12 protein-coding genes are annotated in these 21,496 nt (G+C 50.7%); 8 read left to right on the top strand and 4 right to left on the bottom strand.

The window, feature by feature from the left end; translation table 11 throughout:
* Nucleotides 1-15 precede the first annotated feature (15 nt).
* Nucleotides 16-765: an IclR family transcriptional regulator gene (locus OCU60_RS07260; protein ID WP_205410511.1), complete on the top strand. Its 750-nt coding sequence runs from the start codon at nucleotides 16-18 to the stop codon at nucleotides 763-765.
* Nucleotides 766-807: 42 nt separating this feature from the next.
* Nucleotides 808-2,031, top strand: a complete 1,224-nt coding sequence (locus OCU60_RS07255; protein WP_074373927.1) for an amino acid deaminase — start codon at nucleotides 808-810, stop codon at nucleotides 2,029-2,031.
* Nucleotides 2,032-2,175: 144 nt separating this feature from the next.
* Here OCU60_RS07255 and OCU60_RS07250 read toward each other — a convergent pair whose 3' ends face one another.
* Nucleotides 2,176-2,949, bottom strand: coding sequence for a 2,3-dihydro-2,3-dihydroxybenzoate dehydrogenase (locus OCU60_RS07250; RefSeq protein WP_074373926.1), 774 nt, complete (start codon nucleotides 2,947-2,949; stop codon nucleotides 2,176-2,178).
* Nucleotides 2,950-3,111: 162 nt separating this feature from the next.
* Between OCU60_RS07250 and OCU60_RS07245 the strand changes: the two genes are divergently transcribed.
* Both OCU60_RS07245 and OCU60_RS07240 read left to right on the top strand, forming a co-directional pair.
* Nucleotides 3,112-4,293 (top strand): isochorismate synthase, encoded by a 1,182-nt coding sequence (locus OCU60_RS07245; RefSeq protein WP_074373925.1) that lies wholly within the window; start codon nucleotides 3,112-3,114, stop codon nucleotides 4,291-4,293.
* A gap of 13 nt (nucleotides 4,294-4,306) precedes the next feature.
* Nucleotides 4,307-6,013 (top strand): (2,3-dihydroxybenzoyl)adenylate synthase, encoded by a 1,707-nt coding sequence (locus OCU60_RS07240; RefSeq protein WP_074373972.1) that lies wholly within the window; start codon nucleotides 4,307-4,309, stop codon nucleotides 6,011-6,013.
* A gap of 62 nt (nucleotides 6,014-6,075) precedes the next feature.
* Here OCU60_RS07240 and OCU60_RS07235 read toward each other — a convergent pair whose 3' ends face one another.
* Complete coding sequence (locus tag OCU60_RS07235) at nucleotides 6,076-6,960, bottom strand: isochorismatase family protein (protein WP_074373924.1); 885 nt, start codon at nucleotides 6,958-6,960, stop codon at nucleotides 6,076-6,078.
* Between the two features lie 336 nt (nucleotides 6,961-7,296).
* Between OCU60_RS07235 and fepB the strand changes: the two genes are divergently transcribed.
* On the top strand, nucleotides 7,297-8,289 hold the full coding sequence (gene fepB, locus OCU60_RS07230; RefSeq protein ID WP_074373923.1) for a Fe2+-enterobactin ABC transporter substrate-binding protein: 993 nt from the start codon (nucleotides 7,297-7,299) through the stop codon (nucleotides 8,287-8,289).
* A 140-nt stretch (nucleotides 8,290-8,429) separates the two neighbouring features.
* Here the strand turns inward: fepB and entS are convergent, their stop codons facing one another.
* Complete coding sequence (gene entS / locus OCU60_RS07225; protein ID WP_074373922.1) at nucleotides 8,430-9,716, bottom strand: enterobactin transporter EntS; 1,287 nt, start codon at nucleotides 9,714-9,716, stop codon at nucleotides 8,430-8,432.
* A gap of 123 nt (nucleotides 9,717-9,839) precedes the next feature.
* On the opposite strand from entS, the gene OCU60_RS07220 reads away from it, so the two are divergent.
* The 3 genes from OCU60_RS07220 to OCU60_RS07210 all read left to right on the top strand — a co-directional run bounded on the left by OCU60_RS07220 (nucleotide 9,840) and on the right by OCU60_RS07210 (nucleotide 12,794).
* A complete protein-coding gene (locus tag OCU60_RS07220; RefSeq protein ID WP_083602707.1) occupies nucleotides 9,840-10,913 on the top strand; it encodes an iron chelate uptake ABC transporter family permease subunit in 1,074 nt (357 codons plus the stop codon).
* Nucleotides 10,913-11,950, top strand: a complete 1,038-nt coding sequence (gene fepG / locus OCU60_RS07215; protein ID WP_074373921.1) for an iron-enterobactin ABC transporter permease — start codon at nucleotides 10,913-10,915, stop codon at nucleotides 11,948-11,950. Before OCU60_RS07220 ends, fepG begins: the two co-directional genes overlap by 1 nt.
* A gap of 106 nt (nucleotides 11,951-12,056) precedes the next feature.
* A complete protein-coding gene (locus OCU60_RS07210; protein ID WP_205410513.1) occupies nucleotides 12,057-12,794 on the top strand; it encodes an ABC transporter ATP-binding protein in 738 nt (245 codons plus the stop codon).
* Between the two features lie 92 nt (nucleotides 12,795-12,886).
* Here OCU60_RS07210 and OCU60_RS07205 read toward each other — a convergent pair whose 3' ends face one another.
* Nucleotides 12,887-21,430, bottom strand: coding sequence for an amino acid adenylation domain-containing protein (locus OCU60_RS07205; protein WP_074373920.1), 8,544 nt, complete (start codon nucleotides 21,428-21,430; stop codon nucleotides 12,887-12,889).
* Nucleotides 21,431-21,496: the final 66 nt, after the last annotated feature.

Genomic DNA, 21,496 nt, shown 5'->3' with positions numbered 1-21,496 from the left:
ATGATGGGAGGTCTTGTGAGAGCCAGAGGGATAGAGCGAGCATTTCAAATTTTGGAATTTCTTCGAAATAATGAAAAAGCGGTCAGGCCAATTGAAATAGCAAAAGCGTTGCAAGCACCAACTTCTTCTATTTATGAATTAATAAAAATCATGCTTGATATGGGCGTATTAGAAAATTTTCATAAAGATGGCCGTGTTTTTTTGGGCAGACAACTGCATTTTTTAGGGACGAGTTATTTAAAACATTTCAGCTTAGCAAGTGAAGCAGAAACATATTTAGAACACTTATCTACGATGACCCGAGAAACCGCTCAGTTATGTATGCTTGACGGACACAAATATACGGTTGCAATGATGAAAGAAGGTGATCGCCCCTTCAGAATTAGTGCGGATATCGGTGAAAAAGTTGCCATTCCCTGGACAGCGTCAGGCAGATTACTTTTAAATCATCTGAGTAATGAAGAAATTTTGGCGTTTATCGCCCCTGATGACTTCATTCTTCCAGATCAAAGCCGATTGCCTGAGGAGCAGTTTCTCAAAGAATGTAATCAGGCCAAAGCGGAAGGGTTTTTCTCATTCAATAGTATCTCTGACACTTTCACGCGATGCTTTGCTGCCCCAGTATTTGATGAAAACCGTGTACCGGTAGCGACCCTATGTTTAATTGCGCCTAAAGAAGATGCATTAAAGAATTTTGATGACTATAAATCTGAACTTATCAGCTGCGCAAACAAACTGACACAAAAGCTGAATGGAAGTCATTAATCAATCACAACAGCGGTTATTATTCGCTCAAGGATGAATCAGATGAATAAAGTGAATCCGACATATCTAGAAAAAGGTCACCCCATAAATACCGCAGCGAACGTACTTCGTGAAGATGTTAGCTTACCTGCGTTGCTTTTATATAAAGACAGAATAGAAAACAACATCCAGTGGATGAAAAACTTTAGCGAAAAATATCACGTTCAGTTAGCTCCCCACGCAAAAACAACAATGACGCCTCAGATTATCAAAGCGCAATTATCGGCTGGTGCTTGGGGAATGACGGTTGCCAATCCGGTTCAGGCTCAAACGGCTTATCATGCCGGATGTCAGAATATTTTAATGGCGAACCAATTAGTTGGTAAAGCAAACATGTCGATCATCGCCAATATGCTTGAAACTAGCAGTATTCAATTTTATTGCGTCGTTGACTCAGTCGAAAACGTATCCGCATTAGATACATTTTTTACTGAAAAATCGCTGACACTCAATGTCCTCATCGAGCTTGGTGCACACCACGGCCGTTGTGGCTGTCGGACTGAAGAGCAAGTCAATTCAGTGGTTAGAGCCATCAACACAAGCACGTCTCTACGCTTATCTGGTGTGGAATTTTATGAAGGGGTCATACATGGTGATGATGAAGTCACTCAAGTCCGCAATTTTATTGACTGGGTACTAAACATCTTCACATCTGATTTCTTTCAATCATCCATTCGTGCTGAACATCCACTATTAACCGGAGCCGGTTCTGCTTGGTACGACATCGTTTGTGAAGCTTTCAAAGAAGCGGATCTTCATCCAAACGTTGTGCCGATCATTCGTCCCGGATGTTACGTGATTCACGATATGGGTATATATGAAGATTCTCAAACACAGATTATGTTGAGAAATGCACAGTGCCAAGCGAGTCATACCACGCTACAGTCTGCTATGGAGCTTTGGGCCTACGTTTTATCCATCCCTGAGCCAGGGGTCGCCATTGTTGGATTTGGTAAACGTGATGTGGCATTTGATGCCGGGCTCCCCACCCCATTGACTTATTATCATGTCGGAGACCAAACGCCGATTGCCATTCATTCAGGAACATGTGTGGTAAAAGATATCATGGACCAACATGCATTCATGACTTTTGACATCGATTTACAAGTCGGAGATATGATGAGTTTTGGGACATCCCACCCTTGTTTAACGTTTGATAAGTGGCGTGAAATCGCGGTTGTGGATGAGAGCTTGAACATCATCGACCGATACAATACTTATTTTTAGGTTTTAGCAAAGCAGCCATCAGGCCTGACATCATCAATCACCACCGCTTTTGCCGATGGTGATTGTTATCGATTCGCCTCAATGACCCAATTCGTGGTCGGGTCGCAAACGGGGCGCTATCAGACAAGCGGGAGCGCTATCAGATTAGTTATCCAACGTTGCGCCACCATCGACCCGCAGATCATGCATCGTGATTTGACGGGCAGAGTCAGACATCAGGAAAAGCACCGCGTTAGCGATATCGACCGGTTCGGCCATGGTTTTCAATGGTATGCCCAGACGATATTGTTCGAGATTGCCTTCAATCACTTGTTGTTCACCATAGTTATCATGCCAGAGCTGAGTTTGCATCTCGGTTCTGGTCGAGCCCGGGCTGACAATATTGCAACGAATGCCGTACTCCGCCAGTTCCAGTGCAGTGCACTTCACCAACATCTGTAAAGCGGATTTTGAGGCAGCATAGGCACCAATATTCAATCTTGGCGTGTTGGCTGAATTCGAACCAATCACCACAATGCTCCCCGATTGACGATGTTTCATCCCCTCGGCGACATGTTGAATCATGGTCAAAGCACCGAAGGTATTGATGTCAAACATTTGCCTGATGTCTTCAGCAGCCATTGCGTGAACATTTCCGATGCTTAATACCCCCGCACAACTGACAAAATGATCGAAGTGATATTCACGACAAAGCTGCGCGACCTGCTGCGCCAACTGACGATCAAGCAGATCAATGGCGTACCAATCGAGCTGCTCACCATACGCTCGTTTAAAATCACCTAACTTTGACTCAAGCGCGTCCATGCATCGATCCGTTGCAACCACCTTGTACCCCTCAGCCAACAACCGTTCCAATACCGCATATCCAATCCCCTGACTTGCTCCGGTAAGCAATACCGTTTCGTTATTTTGCTTCAACTCAACGTCTCCTGTTGCGATTCACGACCATGACAATTGCCAATTTATAAACAAGATAAATTATCATTTGAAATTGATAATCGTTCTCACCTATAATCCTACCAATGTTTTGTGTATGAAACAAATGGCAACTATTTGTCACCAAATTTGAAAGAGGTAATTATGAAACGCGAAGTGGTTGGATTCTCCAGAATGGCTCAAGAGCTCTTGAACCAAGAACTACAGACAGCGCCTTTTTTCTTTGCATCGCCAAACAACGCCATGCTGGGTGTCGGTATTGAACAACAATTCAATCAGGCTATCCCCTTCTCTGAACTTGCCCGGTACGCCAACCAAATGCTTGCGCAGGCGAAAACATCAGACAATGATAATCCGGTACTGTTTGCCACTGTCCCGTTCGATGAAAACACGCCGACGAAATTTTTTATTCCTCAAAAACTGTATGTATCCAGTAGTGCCAGAGGGCGCAAATATGACACGCTTGGTGCAAACAAAGCGACGGTCATTTCTCCGCCGACCGGCAATGACTATAAACAAGGCGTCTCAACCTTATTAAATCTATTCGATACCACCGAGCTTTCTAAAGTGGTCCTCTCCCGCTCGGTGCGCATCGCAACCGATCAAAATATTAATCAAACCGCCCTGCTCAGAAACCTGCTTTCCATCAATGCTCGCGGTTACACATTTGCTGCGGATATCGGAGACAATGCCAAGCTGATGGGAGCCAGCCCTGAGTTACTGTTAGCCAAAAAAGGCGGACACGTCATGTCAAACCCACTGGCAGGCTCACGTCCCAAGTCAGCCAATGCATCAGACAACCAGCGCTCGCATACCTCGTTACTCGATACCCAAAAAGATTTAAATGAACATAGCTTTGTGGTCGAAGAAGTCGAAAAAGTCTTGAGCCGTTATTGTCGGAATCTCTTTACCCCGATGGTGCCATCGGTCATCGAAACCGAAACGATGCTGCACCTCTCGACGGTGTTAGAAGGTCAGGCGATTGACCCGGATGTGAACGCGCTGCAAATCGCAGCGGAGCTTCACCCGACCCCCGCCGTTTGTGGTTTCCCGAGACAGTCGGCCTATCAAGCCATCAAGCAGATCGAAACATTTGAGCGCGGATATTTCAGTGGCATGATTGGCTGGTGTGATGCACGTGGTAACGGTGAGTGGGTGGTGACGATTCGTTGCGCTGAAGTCGGCCAACGCGAAATGTGCATTTTTGCCGGTGCCGGCATTGTCAACGAGTCTTCCCCTCAAAGTGAACTTGAAGAAACCGGCGCCAAAATGGGCACCATATTGAAAGCCGCAGGCATTCAACTTGACGAACGACTGACAGCATAAGGGGCATTCCGTGATTTCCTCAACACAATTAGACTTTACCCCTTGGCCTGCGGAATATGAGCAGCACTATCGTAAGCAAGGATACTGGCAAGACCGGACACTATTTGATTGCTTATCGGCAACCGTGGATCAGTCACCGGATGCCATCGCCTTGGTGTGTCACGATCAGCAATATACGTATCAACAATTACGGCAGAACATCGTCCGGCTGGCACAAGGCTTTGCTTCTCTGGGTCTCAACGCCGGTGACAATGTGGTGCTGCAAATGGCGAATGAAACTGAGTTTTACGACTGCTTTTTTGCCTTAACTATGCAAGGGATTAAACCGGTTCTCGCGCTGCCCGCCCATCGTCATATGGAATTAAGCTATTTCTGTCAGCACACCGAGGCAAAAGCCTATATTTTTTCTGATCAGATCACCGGTTTTGATACCCAAAAACAGGCATTACAGCTGCTTGCCACTTGCCCTTCGGTAAAACTTGCGATCACGTCAGGTACTGCGGCTCATCCCGAGATTCAATCGCTCGACGCCCTCTATTTAGATGGGAGTAACCAACAAGTCAGTAACCAACAAGTCAGTGCCAAGCAAGTCAGTGCCAAACACGCTGGTAATAAACTTGCTTGTACTGAACAAGGCCGTCAGGCAACAGATGTGGCTTTTTATCAGTTATCTGGCGGGACGACCGGCACACCAAAGTTAATCCCCAGAACGCACAATGACTACGTGTACAGCGTGATCGGGAGCATTGAAATCTGTCGGTTTGGCCCGGAAACCAAATACCTGTGTGTTCTGCCTGTGGCACATAACTTTCCGTTGAGCTCTCCCGGCTCACTGGGTGTGCTTTTTTCCGGGGGCTGCGTCATCTTAGGTCAAGATTCATCCCCGAAAGCGGCATTTGGCTTAATCGAACGCTACCAAGTGACCGTCTCCGCGCTGGTCCCACCGTTAGCCTTACTCTGGATGCAGTACGCCCCTTCGGCCTGTGAGGACGTCTCCAGTTTAAAACTGGTTCAGGTGGGCGGCGCCAAATTTAGCCAAAGTGCGGCACAACAACTGCCAGAGACATTGCACTGTCAATTGCAGCAAATCTTCGGCATGGCAGAAGGTCTGGTCAATTATACGCGATTGGATGATCCGCTTGACGTGATCGTCTCTACCCAAGGACGCCCGATTTCGCCCGATGACGAAGTGCTGGTGGTCAATGAAGAGGGCCAACCGGTACCTGCCGGTCAGGAAGGCCAATTACTCACTCGCGGCCCTTACACCATTCGCGGTTACTACCGGGCAGCGGAACATAACCGACGAGCGTTTAATCATGAGGGCTTTTACTCGACGGGTGATTTAGTCAAGTTAACTCAGGATGGCAATATCATCGTCACCGGACGGGATAAAGATCAGATCAACCGCGGTGGCGAGAAAATTGCCGCTGAAGAAGTCGAAAACGTATTACTGCAACACCCGGATGTCCATGATGTGGCCTTAATTGCAGTTCAGGATGCGTTTCTCGGCGAGCGCAGCTGCGCCATTATTGTTCTCAACCAAACGCGCCTCGACCAAGCCAAGACGATCAAACCAATTGTGCTCAAGCGCTTCTTGCACGGCAAAGGCCTCGCGGAATATAAAATCCCCGATCAAATCCAATTTATGGATGTTTTACCCAAAACCCCAGTCGGTAAAATTAATAAAAAACAGCTCAGAGAACAATTCTCGGCCCGCTAACTAAAAAAACCGATTTCACATGAAATCGGTTTTTTTATGAATGGTTTTTATATCAAACGCACTCAGGCGACTGCGCGGGCTTGAGCCGCTTCCATCGTTTGCCACCACGATCTTAACGTCACTTGTTGGATAACCTCAGAGAAAGTGACATCCACCCCGTGCTTGCGCCATTTTTCAAACAAACTCATGGCGCGAATGGAATCCAGCCCAAGTAGCATCAGATTCTCATCGACATCAATGTCTTCGATATCGAGATCTAAAATCTCCGCGACGTCTTGTTGCATGATATCAAGATCAAGCGACGTGACGGATGACGCGCTCTGCTGAATTTCGTCGATAACCCGCTGAGCGGATTTGACACTCCCTGCTCTGCCCGTAATAAACTGCAAGGCATATTGATGATCCGCCAATGAAAAATCGGCAACGGCATCTCCAACCACAAAGGGTTGAATATCGAGCATAAAAGCATCCAGTGCCGTAGACAGCACGCCGATATGGGCATAAACACCCACAATGATCAGCTGGTCACGCCCTGTGTCGTTCATCCATTCCAACAGCGGGGTCTTTTTAAATGCGCTATAGCGCCACTTGGTGTAAGTCGTATCATTGTCTTGCGGCGCGACATCCGTGAGGATTGCAGTATCCTGAGTGAGTCCGGTTCCCCAAAAATCGGTTAGTAGCGCACGTTCTTGCGGATCCTGATTCGCAGGCTGAGCGGTATACACTACCGGAATACCCGCCGTACTTGCCGCCTGTTTGATTGACTGAATATGTTGAATCAACGCAGGAACCGGCTCAGCTTTCTTATCGAAGAAATTAATAAAGTAATCCTGCATATCGTGAATCAGCAGCACGGCCCTTTTTGCATCTAACTGCCAATTGACCTTGTTCACTGGGAATGAATCACTAGTGGGAATGGGGTATGCGGCTATCTTGGGAATTGCCATGACGATTATCCTTGTTGAAAAAATTGCTGACTGACGACTCACGTTCGTGAAACACAGAGTCGTGAAACACAGAGTCGCGAAACACAGAGTCACGAAACACAGAGTCACGCAACACAGAATCACGAACAGAAGTAAACCGATACGAATTAGCACTTACAATCACTCAAATGCTAACAGTTATCATTTCCATAATAATAAACAGCCACTTTCATAAAATCAATTGATAATGATAGCCATTCGCAATAAAGTGTGCCCTGTAACAATGAACTCAAGCGCTGTAACCGGCTGGTTGATCAATCCAATCAGATCTGCGCGCAACAGACACTGGAGCACCTTATGTCTCGCTTATCATTTTTCCTTCTGGGGATCATACTTTCCACGCTCATGACAGGGTGCAATGATCACACGACAAATCAACCCTCAGAAACCACCCTGACGATTGCCGAGGGCTGGCCGAAAACCATTGTCAGCCGTTACGGCAAGGTGACGCTGAACGCGCCCCCGCAACGCATTGTCTCCACCAGCGTGTCGATCACCGGCACCTTGCTCACCATCGATGCGCCGCTCATTGCCTCGGGAGGCTCACGCCCAAACACACACGTGGCTGACCAGAACGGTTTCTTTTATCAGTGGAACCAAGTCGCCTACGCCCGCGGGGTCAAGCCCTTGTATCAGGGCGTCGCCAATGCGGAAGCCGTCGCGAAACAAAAACCCGACCTGATTATTGTGTCTGCGACCGGCGGAGACTCGGCGCTCAAACTCTATCGGCAGTTCTCAACCATCGCACCGACATTGGTCATCAATTACGATGACAAGAGCTGGCAAACGTTAGCGCGTCTGTTGGCGTCTATCACCGACAGAGAAAAACAAGCCGAGTCAGCCATCACCAAATTTGATACCAAACTGACGGCATTGAGAGCGCGAATTTCACTGCCACCGCAACCGGTCTCCGCGCTGGTCTATTACGGAGACAATCGTGGCGGTAACTTCTGGACCAACGACTCAGCACAGGGACAAATACTGAACGCACTGGGTTTTACCCTGAGCCCGCTCCCTGACGCACTGAAGAACAACCATCAAATGGGCCAACGCCAAGATATCGTGCCGGTCAACGGAGAAAACTTTGCCGATGCGATTACAGGCCGCTCAGTGCTGTTATTTGCCGCAGATGAGTCGCTGATCAAGCAGGTTAAACATAACAAGTTCATCGCCCACCTGCCCGCGATCAGCCAAGGCAATGCTTTTGCAATGGGTAACGACTCTTTCAGGCTCGATTACTACAGTGCGATGAACTTGCTTGTCACGCTGGACGAGACGTTCAGCCAATAAAACGTTTAGCCAATAAACGCTTGACGAACCAAAATACCGCCTCGTTTGAGGCGGTATTTTGATTTCGTCGGTTTAACTTCTATCGGTATTAACTTGTAACGGTATTAACTTGTGACAGTATTCGCTGATGGCGGCAATAGTTAGCTTGTCGTGGCTTGTGGCGTATCACCACCCGCTTCATCTTGAGGCGCTAAGGCCGGATCGAACAGTGTCGCCTGACGTAAAGAACGAAATACAATCACCATCAACATGCCGATACCGGTTGCCCCGACCCCAAAACTAAAGACCGACACCGCCGGCGCCATGACTTTACCAAGCGCGCCGAGCCCCAGCGCACCGACTGAATCTCCCGTTACATCCTGCGCTGTCCACAGGCTGCTGACACGTCCTAATAAGTGATCCGGCGTATGCCCCTGAACGATGGAATATTGCAACAGAGAAGCAACCGAGCCGGCATAGCCATAGACCACCAGAATCACTAAGAACAACCAGAAGTTACCTGCCAATCCCATTAAAACAATGGATAAGAAGGTCCCCATCGTCGCATAAATCATTACCATGCCGGGCTTGCGTGACGTTTTCACCCACCCGGAAGTTAAAGCGCCGACCATGGCACCAAGGGGAATCGCTGAATACATTAAACCGGCATTCGTTGCATCACCGGTAAACGTTTCTAACGCCAATGCCGGGAACATCACCCGTACCGCTGTCGCCAGAGTCTCCAATGTACCGAATACCACCACACAGCCAACCACTTTATTGGAAAACAGAAACTTAACCCCCTCATACAAAGAGAGTAAAGGATTCTCCGGCGTGTGATACGTCGGTTTCATCGTCGGCAGTCTGAACAAGGGGATCAATGTCCCTAGTGTCCCGACAGCCGCGGCTAAATAGTTCCAGCTAACATCACCAAATGAAATGATCAGACCGCCAATCGCCGGCGAAAGCACCATCCCGATGCGTACCGTTAACATACTCAAGGCCGCTGCCGCCGGTAGGTTTTCTCGCCCGACAATCACAGGCAGCGACGCCATCAGCGCCGTCATGCCCATTGCGCCAAAAAAACCATCCCACACGGAGAGGATATAAAGCGCACTCAATGATGCGTTCGCCAACAGGCTATTGAGCGCTAATGCCCCAAAACCGATGCCACAGGTCGCGCGGGCAATCAAAATCAATTTCCGGCGATCATATTTATCGGCCAGCACCCCACCGAATAATAGGCCAATAAACATACCGATGCCGTCTAAGGCCATAATCAAGCCAACCTGCAAGGTTGAACCGGTCATTTGATGAATCTGGATGGGCACGGCGACCGTCATCATACCTAAAGCGAGTACGGACATCATTCTGGCAATAAACACCATTCTAAAATGGGGGTTCTCTTTCAGCAGACTAAAATCTAATAGCAGTTTTCGCGTTGTCATGATCTTCTACGTCAAAATTGGAGGAATTTAAAGGCGTTACTCGTCGTGACGAGCGCTTAAAGCTTGAACATTCTAATCATTAATTTATAATAATGGAAATGATAATTGTTTTTATTAGCATCTATGACCAACTTATTTTCACCGCCTGAAACATCCTGTCACGACGTAAAAATCTCCAGACAACGCGCCATGCTCCCGACACGACGATCCAGTCCGTCAGGCAAACTCATCGCGCTGCTACTCGCGCTCCTGATGATCTGTACGGTGAGCATCTTTGTCGGTGCCAAAAGTATCTCACCCAGTATGGTGATGGATGTTTTACTCGCCAACACTGACTCAACTGAAAGTTTGATCATTGTTGAGAGCCGATTCCCGAGAACCGTGATCGGCTTACTCGTCGGTGCGGCTTTGGCTGTCGCGGGGTGCTTAATTCAATCCATCACGCGCAATCCCCTTGCCGACCCGGGGATTCTGGGTGTCAACGCCGGGGCAAGTTTCTTTGTGCTGACCGGGGTAGTGTTACTCGGGAACCAAAGTATGCCAGAGCATCTCTGGCTGGCGTTTTTCGGCGCGTTGATCACCAGTGTTTTTGTGTATTTTGTTGGCACGTACAAAGAAGCCCGCGTCAATCCGCTCAAAATCACATTAGCCGGAGTGGCTATCGGGGCGCTCCTCGCGGGGGTGTCTTCGTCGATCACCCTGATGAATCCGATGGCATTTGATCAAATGCGTTTTTGGGATGCCGGATCACTGGATATCCGCGATCTGTCCCTCGCATCCATGGCGGTGTTACCGATTATATTTGGCATCCTCCTCGCTCTCGTGATTTCCCCGGCATTAGATAACCTCTCGCTCGGTGAAGACATTGCGCAAGGTTTAGGCACCAATGTGAAATTAGTACAGCTTGCCGCTTTGTTCTCGATTGCCTTGCTGTGCGGCTGTTCAACAGCGATTGCCGGCCCCATTGGCTTCATCGGTTTAATGATCCCGCATATTGCCCGGCGTCTGTCGGGCCCGAACCAACTCTGGCTCACACTGTATGCGATTTTACTCGGCCCGCTACTGATCATCAGTGCCGATATTGTCGGCCGGGTTATCGCCGTCAATGAAATCCGAGTCTCGATTGTGACAGCTTTTGTCGGTGCGCCTGTGCTGATTTATCTGGCACGTCAAGTCACCTCTTTTGGTAAACTCTAATGCGACCATCCAATACGATTCTGCTCGGCAGCCAAACCGGCTGGCTCAATATTCTGCTCTCTAAACGGGCGCTGAAGTGGTCTTTAGCGCTACTCTGCTTCACGGCTGTCGTTGCGGTTTTTGCGCTATCCACCGGCCAGTTAAAAACCACCTTTGCTGAACTGTCACAAGTCTTTTTTGGTGAAGGAGAAAAGTTCCTGACCACCGTTGTTCTGGAATGGCGGCTGCCCCGTCTCACATCCGGATTAGTGTTTGGCGCAGCGTTGGGCGTCAGCGGGGCTTTGTTTCAGTCCCTCATCCGCAATCCTCTGGGAAGTCCTGATGTGATTGGCTTCAACACCGGTGCTTATACGGGCGCGCTCGTGGTCATCATTCTGTTTGGCGGCAGCTATTTGCAGATTGCTTTCGGGGCGATTGTCGGGGGCATTGTCTGTGCCGCCATGGTGTATTTGCTGGCGTTTAAGCAAGGTATACAAGGCTTTCGTCTGATCATTATTGGGATCGGTGTTAGTGCGATGTTGAGCGCTTTTAATACTTGGATGATGATTTCGAGCAGCTTAGAAACGTCGATGGCAGCGGCACTCTGGGGCGCCGGTTCTCTTAATGGTGTGAGCTGGGATCAAGTGGTGCCGTCGATGTCCTTCATCGTCATCGCTTTGCTTGCCGCAGCACTATTAGCGAGAAAGATGAACCTACTCGAAATGGGGGATGACAGTGCGAATATGCTGGGCATCAGCAGTGAAAAAACACGGCAACTGGCGATGTTATTCGGCGTGATTTTAACGGCGGCGGTCACAGCCACTGCGGGCCCGATTTCTTTCATTGCGCTGGTCGCCCCGCAATTGGCGAAAAAGCTGACCCGGGAAGGCGGCGTCGCCATCATTCCGTCGGCTTTAATGGGCGCCATGCTGCTGACTTTGTCAGACTTTGTCGCAGCCAACCTCTTCGCACCGAATCAATTACCGGTCGGCATTGTTACCATCAGCATTGGTGGTGTCTACCTGATCTATCTTTTAATTCAACAATCCGGAAGCTGATATTGTGACTGATGTACTGCACACCACACGCACCGATAACCATAAACACAGCCATAACTATCGTCTGATAGCCGAAAACATCACGCTCGCCTATCAAGAGACGCTGATCACTGAAGGGTTATCACTCAAAATACCGGATCAACAGTTCACCGTGATTCTGGGGCCAAACGGTTGTGGCAAATCAACCCTACTTCGCGGGCTGAGCAAATTACTCTCGCCAAGCAAAGGGCAGATTTGTTTTGATGGTCAAGACCTCGAGCAATATCCGCGCAAAGCGCTGGCTAAAGCACTCGGCCTGCTCCCTCAATCCGCAATCGCACCCAGTGGCATCACGGTGCATGATCTTGTGGCGAGAGGTCGTTTTCCCCATCAGTCCTTCATGCGGCGCTGGACACTGGCAGACGAAAAAGCGGTCAATGACGCCATCAACGCGACTCAGATTGAAGAGCTACTACAACAGACCGTTGAATCGCTGTCCGGCGGACAACGTCAGCGTGTCTGGGTTGCAATGGTGTTAGCCCAGCAAACGCCTTACCTGCTCTTGGATGAGCCCACCACGTATCTGGATATTGCCCATCAAATCGAATTACTTGAACTGTTCCGCACACTGAACCTGCAAGAGGGCCGTACCATCGTCGCGGTCTTGCATGATCTCAATCATGCTTGTCGCTACGCGGATCACCTGATCGTGATGAAATCCGGCACCGTTATCGCTCAAGGCGCACCACAAGACATCATGACCGAAACGCTAATCCACGATGTCTATGGATTAAACAGCATCGTGATTGATGACCCATTGACCCATACCCCATTGGTCATTCCGAAACCTTTATCGAAACGCTAGCCAAAATCCGAGCTGAAACCGGGTAAATCCCCTTCCCTTGTCACACGAAAATGTCACACGAAAAAAGAACCGGCAGATGCCGGTTCTTTGCTTTATGACTGGAGGGTCTCTACCTGACACAACAATGCATTGAGGTGTTCACCGATGTCACCGACATGCTCAGGCGCGAGAATATCCTCGTGAGAGCAATCAAAGTGGTGCTGTTCTAACTGCGTCAGAAACGGCTGCCAGTGGTGGTCGATATCATAGCCTTGTGGCAGTGTTCGTTGCGCCACAAACAGATCGACCCGCCCCTCATACGGTGAGGAGCGCGCCCCCGAAAGCAGCCGCACCGCATCTGCATAGTTGGCTGAGATATCTTGAAACATCGCGGCTCTTTGCTGATCAAGCTCATCATCTGTCACATCATTGGCGGCCAGAAACAGGTCTTTCTCCCGCTCAATTTCCTCCTGCGCTTCTTCATTCATAGGCCCGTCCCAGTCCTGCCCTTCAGGGGGGTAAGTGTCCAGTAAACCAAGAAACGCCACCGTTTCCCCCTGCTGCTGAAGCTGAGCGGCGAGGCTCTGCGCCACGGTGCCGCCAAATGAATATCCCAATAAATGATAAGGCCCGTGAGGCTGAATTTTTTTCAGCGCTTGCATATGGATATCACAAGCCGCTTGCATATCGGCCCCCGCTGCAATGGCACCAGACGGTCGTGGCGACTGAAGTCCGACAATCGGATAGTTGCCTTGCAGATATTTCGGTAATCCGGTGTATTGCCAAGCAAACCCCGATGCGGAGTTGATACAGAATAACGCCGGACCATTTCCTGCCCGGATCGGAAGGACTTCGCCAAAACCGGCCAGCGTCGGATCATTGCGAGCCTCATCATCCAGCAGTAACAGCGCCAGTTTTTCGACCGTCGGGTTAACCATGATTTGGCCGACGGTCACCGGAACATTCAACACCCGCCGGATGTCTGCCGCTAACTTCATCGCCATCAAAGAGTGTCCCCCCAACGCAAAGAAGTCATCTTCTGCCGACAGGGTATGAATCCCAAGGGTGTCAATACCAAGTACGTCGGCAAAAATAGCCACCAGTTGGGCTTCCAGACCGGGGCGGGCTTTACGCCTTTCTCCCGTCACAATGTCACTCGGCAGCGGCAACGCTTTGCGATCCAACTTCCCATTCGCGCTGAGCGGAAACGCTTCCAGCACGATGATCGCAATCGGTACCATATGTGCCGGTAGATGCGTGGATAAGGCAGCCTTCAGCGCTTCACCATCCGTTTGCTCACTGGCATTGAGAATCACATAGCCCACCAATTGGCGATCATCAGCACCGGTGATGCTCTTGTCTGACCCGAGTGTGTCTGACCCGAGAGCTTTCGCACACACCAACGCTTGCTTCACCCCCGGCAGCGATTGCAGCGCCGTTTCGATTTCTCCCAGTTCAATGCGCTGTCCCCGAATTTTGAGCTGGTCATCACTTCTGCCCAGATATTCGATTTTGCCCGACGGTAACCAACGCACGACATCCCCGGTCCGATACATACGCTCCCCATGCTCAAACGGGTTGGCAATGAACCGGTCTGCGGTCAGCGCGCTGCGATTTAAGTAGCCAATCGCCAGTTGATCACCGGCGAGATATAACTCACCGGGCACCCCGACCGGTGTTGCTCGCAGAAAACTATCCAACACATACAGCTGGGTATTCCATACCGGTAAACCAATCGGCACACTGTGACCAAGGCTTTCGTCGATGGGGTCGCCAAATGCCGGACAATATGTCACGTCCACTGCGGCTTCTGTGGGGCCGTACAGATTATGTAACGGCGCATCAATCCACTTCGCGTAGACATGGGCGAGCGCTTTAGACAGCGCCTCGCCCGAGCAAAAGACGCGCTGTAAGCTCGGCGCAACTTGAACCGTCTGTTCAGCAGTCATCTGTTCAATAGTAAGCTGTTCAGCGTTGGCTTCGACCGAGGCCATAAAGGCCGCGAGCATCGACGGCACAAAGTGCATGGTGGTGACTTGGTAATCTTCAATCACCGCCATCAACCACTCCGGATCTTTGTGTGACTCTGGTGGTGCCATCACTAACGTCGCGCCCTGAATCAGCGGCCAGAAGAACTCCCACACCGACACATCAAAACTGCATGGTGTTTTCTGCAACACCACATCATGGTGATTGAGCTGATACTCAGACTGCATCCATTGCAAACGATTCACGATCGCCCGGTGAGACACCAGCACACCTTTCGGATTCCCCGTTGAACCTGAGGTATAGATGATATATGCCCCGTGCGCCGGATCCAGAACCGGTTGGCCCGGCACATCACTCAATGGTGTTGGGTCGGGTAACTCATCTAAAATCAACAACTGACCATAATCACCAAAACGGGCTTGATGCTCAGACGTGGTCACAATCAGTTTCGGCTTGGCATCATGGATCATATAAGCCAACCGCTCATCGGGGTAACTCACATCCAACGGAAGGTAGGCCGCGCCACATTCAATAATACTGTTGAAGGCAAGGCTGAGCTTGACACTTCTTGGCAGAGCGACCGCAACCACATCTCCCACGCCCACATCTTGCCGGACAAGCAGATTCGCGATAGCGATCACGTGCTCACGCATTGCCTGATAACTCAAACGATAGTCACTATCGACGAGTGCAATCTGTTCTGGCGTCCGCGCTGCCTGCGCGGCCATCAAGGAACGTAACGTCTGCTGACTCACCTCCGCGGTGGTTTGGTTGATCCGTTGCTGAAGCGCGATTTCGTCATCCAGACGTAAATCAAGCTGCGTCAGTGGTCGTTCAGGCGCATCGATGACGGCTTGCAGCACCGTTGCAAAACGCTGCATCACTTGCTGCGCAATACCGACCGTGTCCCGGTACTCAAACAGCACATGAATTTGCTCACCGGGAAGCACCAGTATGGTGAATGGATAATGGGTATAACCGCGATTGTGAATATGGGTCAGGGTGGCCCCCTGATAATCTTGGTCGTACCACGCTGAATGATCCGGGTAATTTTCCACCACCAACAAGGTATCGAATAACGTTTCGCCACCGGCTAACTGCTGAATTTCACCCAAGCCCAGTTCATCATGTTCCAGCAGTTGAATCTGCGTTGCCTGATGCGCTTGCAATTGCGCCAACAAGCTCTGTTTGGCATCAAGTTTCATCCGCACCGGGATGGTATTACTGAACAAACCGATCTGTTCATCAATGCCTTTGACATGGCCGAAACGCCCCGAGACTGGCGTCCCAAACACCACATCTTCGCGACCGGTCATACTGCCAAGGATACATGACCAAACCCCCTGCATCAGCGAGTTCATCGTCAGGCCATAAGCACTCAGCCGTTGACTGAGTTGCTGGGTTTTTTCCGCATCAATGATTAGTGCATGCTCTTTAACCTGATCGTCAACCGGCACATCTTCAAATGCGATGGTCGGCGTGACGTCTTGCAGCACTTGCTGCCACAGCAGGCCGGCCTGTCCTTTATCACGTTGTTTCAACTGGCTGACCACATCGGCATAGCTGGCCGATACGGGGGGCAGGCTTGGCGTACCTTGTGCGTATGCAGTAAGAAAATCCCCCAGCAAAATCGGGGTTGACCACCCATCGACAACCAAGTGATGCGCAGAAACAAACAGTGTGCTTTGCCCGTCGCCATGGTGGATGAGCGTCGCATCGAGCAAGGATTCGTCCGGGTGATGGAGATCGAACTGACGAACAAGCGTTTGCTTTTCGGCTTGCGCAAGGTAGGTCTGTTGCTGTTGCGCGCTCTCGCTGCGGATATCAACACACGTTAATGGCCAAGACACATCGGTTTGAGGCATCAGCTGAACCGTCCGGCCTAAAATCGAGCTGTCGAATTTAGCCCCGAGTTGCGGATGACGCGTGATCACCGCGTTTAACGCTCGCTGAACTTGCTGCGGATTGACCTCGCCTTGGAAAGTCAGTCTGGTGGTTGAGTTGTAATTGCTATTCTCATCGCCTAACTGTGATTGGAACAGCAACCCTTCTTGCAGCGGCAAAGCTGGCAGAATATCGCGCAGCGGGCCAAAGCGATTCGCGAACGCGGCTGCGTCGTCAAGCGAGACGCCGGTTTGCGTATATTCAGCAGCAACCCGCAGCGAGACCTGTAGCGCTTGTTGTGCATTCATCCAATGCAGCATGACTGCAAGTTGCTGCGTGATCCGGTCACAAATGGTATCGATCTCATCATGGCTGAACTGCGCGTCATCCCAAGCCCAGTTGAGCGCAAATTGAGCCTCGTTATCACTCTCATCAACGAAAATATTCAGCTCTAACGGATGTAACAGCGCGTGCTCACTGTTCAGTGACACCGCAAACGAGTCAGCAAACTGGCCTGCCCGACTGATGGGCGTCCACATGGCCTGTGTCTGCTCAAAACGGCCCAGATAGTTGAACAATAACGAGGCCGGATGCTGTTGAGATAACGCGGTGAGCGTCTCGCAATAGGGGTTGTCGAGAGAGGGGCAGTCGAGATAGCGGAGAGACATGTAACCCAAGCCTTTATCTTTGACACGTCGCTTCGCTTGCTTCACCTGTCTGAGTAAGGCTGAAATCTCACCCGCTGCGGGCAAATCGATGACTAACGGGAATTCGGTCGTAAACCAACCCAGCGTTTGGCTGAGGTTCAGTGAAGCATCAAACTCTTCGCGGCCATGAGACTCCAAATACAGCTTGATCGCCTCTTTTTGATAACACTGTCCCAGCGCTGAAGTCACCGCAGCCATGAGCAACTCATCGATATCAATCGCCTGTGAATCTTGGCAGTGGCTGAGCATACTTTGCGTCAGTACCGTCGGCAGCAATACGCGACGGTGAACGACGTTCCCCTTTTCCGCTGGCGGTTTGCATGGTTCAACAAAACGGGATTCTTGCGCAATCCAATCGGATGCTTGTTGCGTCAACTGTGGCAAATGTTGACAGAGGGCTTGCGACCATGTGTTCAGCCCAGTCACTTCCGGTGTCATCTCAGCTTTGACACCGTTCACTTGGGACCGGACGAGCGTATTTAACTGCGGTAATAGAATTCGCCAGGAAACCCCGTCAATCATCAGGTGATGCGCGAGGATCATCAGCCCGCAACGCCCGGTACGATCCCGCATTTGCACCAGCCGGAGCATCTGACTGTCTGGCGAGAGCATTTGACTCGCGTGGGCAAACACACCATCTAAATCCGCGTGATCAAGGTCTGCAACTTGCATTGTCTCGACCCAAGTGTCCACCTTGAGCTGCGCCATCGACTGAATCACATAACGCGTCTCTTGTTTGATCAGTCGGCACGCGGAATGATTGGCAACCAGTTGGGTCAATCCGGCCTGAAGATGAGCCAAGGTGACATCCGATTCAATCTCGACAAAGACGCCTTGAACATAGCGGGTGTGCTCGGCAAAGTGTTCTTCAAACCAACGCCACATCGGCAAAGGCAAAATATCCCCGTCCTGATTCTGCGTCACTTGACGGCGCAGAGGTTGCATCAACTCAGCCATTCCCCTTAACTGCCGGGCGGAGAAAATGTCCCGGGGACGCAGTTCATAACCGGCTTTTCTCAGTAATGTGCCCAAGCCCATCGCAGAGATACTATCGCCACCCAAAGCAAAGAAATCATCTGCGGTGCCGACTTTATCGGCACCGAGCAACTCAGCCACCGCATCACACAGCACTTGTTGTTGATGATTGACCGGCGCGACCCAGGTATTACCAGACACAATGGTCGGTTCAGGCAGTGCTTGCCGGTCAATTTTGCCATTCACGTTGAGGGGGAATTGCGCCATGATCACCAGCGCAGCAGGCACCATATATTCAGGCACGGCGGCAGCAATTTGAGTCAACAAGCTGTGCTCATCCAACTGAGACCGGGCATGATTCACCAAGGTGCAGTAAGCTATCAGTCGGTGTGACGCGCCATGACGCTGGGCAATGACCACGGTGGTCTCGACACCGTCAATCGCATTCATCGCACTTTCAACATCGCCCAGTTCAATACGGAACCCCCGCACTTTGACTTGGTCATCGCTCCGACCAATAAACGCCAACTGACCATTGTCGCGCCATTTCACCAAGTCACCGGTTCGATACATGATTTGCCCATGGCCGAACGGGTCCGCAACAAATCGTTCTGCCGTCATCCCGGGCTGATTGAGATATCCTTTTGCCAGTCCGGCACCGGCCAGATACAACTCACCGACCTCACCGACGGCAACAGGATTCAACTGTGTATCGAACACATAAGCTTTGGCATTTAAAATAGGCTGACCGATCACCGGGGTGTCATCGACGTTCAATGATGCACTGACCGCATCCACCGTAAACTCCGTCGGCCCATAGCAGTTTTCAACCAGCAAGTCCGGGTAGGCTTTGACTCTTGACCAGAGTGGTTCCGGCACCGCTTCACTCCCGATTAACACCAGTGTCGGCACATGGCTGGCTGTCATCAAGCCGTTATCAAGCATTTGGCTCAACAGTGAAGGCGGCAGATCCAATGCATTGATCTGGTCTTGTGCGACTTTTTCGGTCAGTTCACAGGCATCTTTACGCTGCTCATCGTCATACAGATGAAGGGTATGCCCGCACAGCATCCAGATCACTTGCTCCCAAGACGCATCAAATGAGAACGATGTGGTATGCGCTGCCCGAACTTGTACATCACTTTCATCGCACTGCTGTTGCTCTGCAAGGCGATGGATCGCGTTGGCAAAAACAGACTGCCGGTGTGAATCCAATAAGTTCACCAACGCGACATGGGTATTCATCACGCCTTTGGGTTTCCCGGTCGAGCCAGAGGTAAAGACGATATAAGCCACATCCGAAGGGGCAATTTCAAGCTCAGGATGCTCTGATTCGGTGACATTCAGGCTGGCAAGCGCCGTCAGGGAGATGCAATGTGTCAGGCTCTGCCACGGCAGTGATTCGGTCTGTTCGACAATCACGCCTTTGGGCCGGGCCTGCGCTAAGATGGTTTCGATACGCTCCTGAGGATATGCCAAATCAAGGGGAAGATAGACCGCGCCCGCCCGAAGAACTGCCAACATCGTGATGATCGTTTCGGCGCTGCGTGGTAAGGCAACCCCAATCATATCGCCCTTGCCGGCCCCGAAGGCGGTTATCTGCTGCGCTCGCGTTGTGATGGCTTGATCAAGCTGGGCAAATGTCCAGCGTTGCTGCGCAAAACTGAGCGCAATGGCATGAGGCTTCTGTTTTACCTGACCCGCAAACACGGTCAACACGCTACGCGCTTGCAGACGTTCCTCCGACACGCGTCCCGTAGACCAGCGGGCGATATTTGCCTGTTCACAGCTTGGGACGATATCCAGAGCGTGTAGCGGTCGATCCGGGTTGCGGGCAATCTGCCCGACCATCTGGGCGAAACGCCGGGCATGTAAAGCCAGTGATTGCCGGGAATATGTCTCGGCATTCGCTGTTAACGTCAGGCTCAATTGGTCATGCTTGAGCTGCGGAGAGAACTCAATGTCATCAATCGGACCAGCGGAAAGAATGTGTGTGTGACCTTTTGTTCCGGCCAGATTGATTTCTTCTTCAAACGGTTTGTAATTGAGTATTGGCCCGTACAGCGCCTGCCCGACTCTGCCGGAATCCCGCTGGATTTGTTCCGCATCGTACATTTGATGGCGGCGGGTTTGACGAATGACCTTGTTCATCGACTTCGCGACATCAGAGATAGTCATTGTTGGCTCAACCGCGAGTGTCAAAGGCAGTACATTGACCACGGCGCCAGTTGAACGCGCTGCCGAACTTCCCATACGACGCATAAACGGGAAGCCGACACATACGTGTTGCGTACCTGACACTAAATGTAAGTAGGCAAAGACTAACGCCATGGCAAATTCTGAAGGCAGCACTTGGTGACCGGCCCGGTGCAGCCAATCCCCACCCGCCAGTTCAATCGTGAATTTTTCGACACCGGTGGCCGAGCGCCGTCGCCCGCCGGTCGCGAGTGACATGATATCGGGCAGTTGGCTGGCTTGGTTTTGCCAGAAACTGCGGGCTTGTTGACATGCTTCAGACTGATAAAATTGCTGATGCTCGGCAATCACCGCTTTGAACGGTGTAAACGGTGCTGGCTTTGCTGTCCCCAGCATCAGCCGGTTGTATTCACTGACGATATGCTGCGTGATCGCGTTAAAACTGAATCCATCCACATCAATATGGTGATAGCGCTGATACCACAGCCATTTCGGCTGCCCCGACTCGCTGACATCGATCAGACAGTGACGATATCTTGGGCTGGTGCCTTGTAGCTCAATCGGCGTCGCGAGATCGGCTTTCATCCACGCCAGCGCAGACGCCTCCACCAATGCCGACTGAGAAAAGTCCATCACTTCCAAAACATCTTGCGCATGTTCCGGCGCAAACCCCCTTTGTTTGATTGCTCCGTCAACGTCTAGATATTCAACATGCAGCGAGTCTGCGGCTGCCACACCATGATTGACGGCCTGAGTGAAGCGTTCTAAATCGAGCGTGCCTTCAATCTCGATGTAATGAGCGACATTCAATGATTCCGGTCTTGGCATGACTTGCTGCCCAAACCAAATCCCCTGCTGCGTACCAATCAGAGCATACTGTTCTTCTGGCACTTGATGGTCTTTCATTCGTCCATTCCTTCAAAATAATAATGACTTGTTTTTTCTCGTTATTTTTGTGGTCTTACGGTGCGG

Origin of the sequence: Vibrio spartinae (genome assembly GCF_024347135.1) — a bacterium.
In the GTDB taxonomy this organism is placed as follows: Bacteria; Pseudomonadota; Gammaproteobacteria; order Enterobacterales; family Vibrionaceae; genus Vibrio; species Vibrio spartinae.
This window is presented reverse-complemented; position numbering and strand designations above follow the sequence as displayed.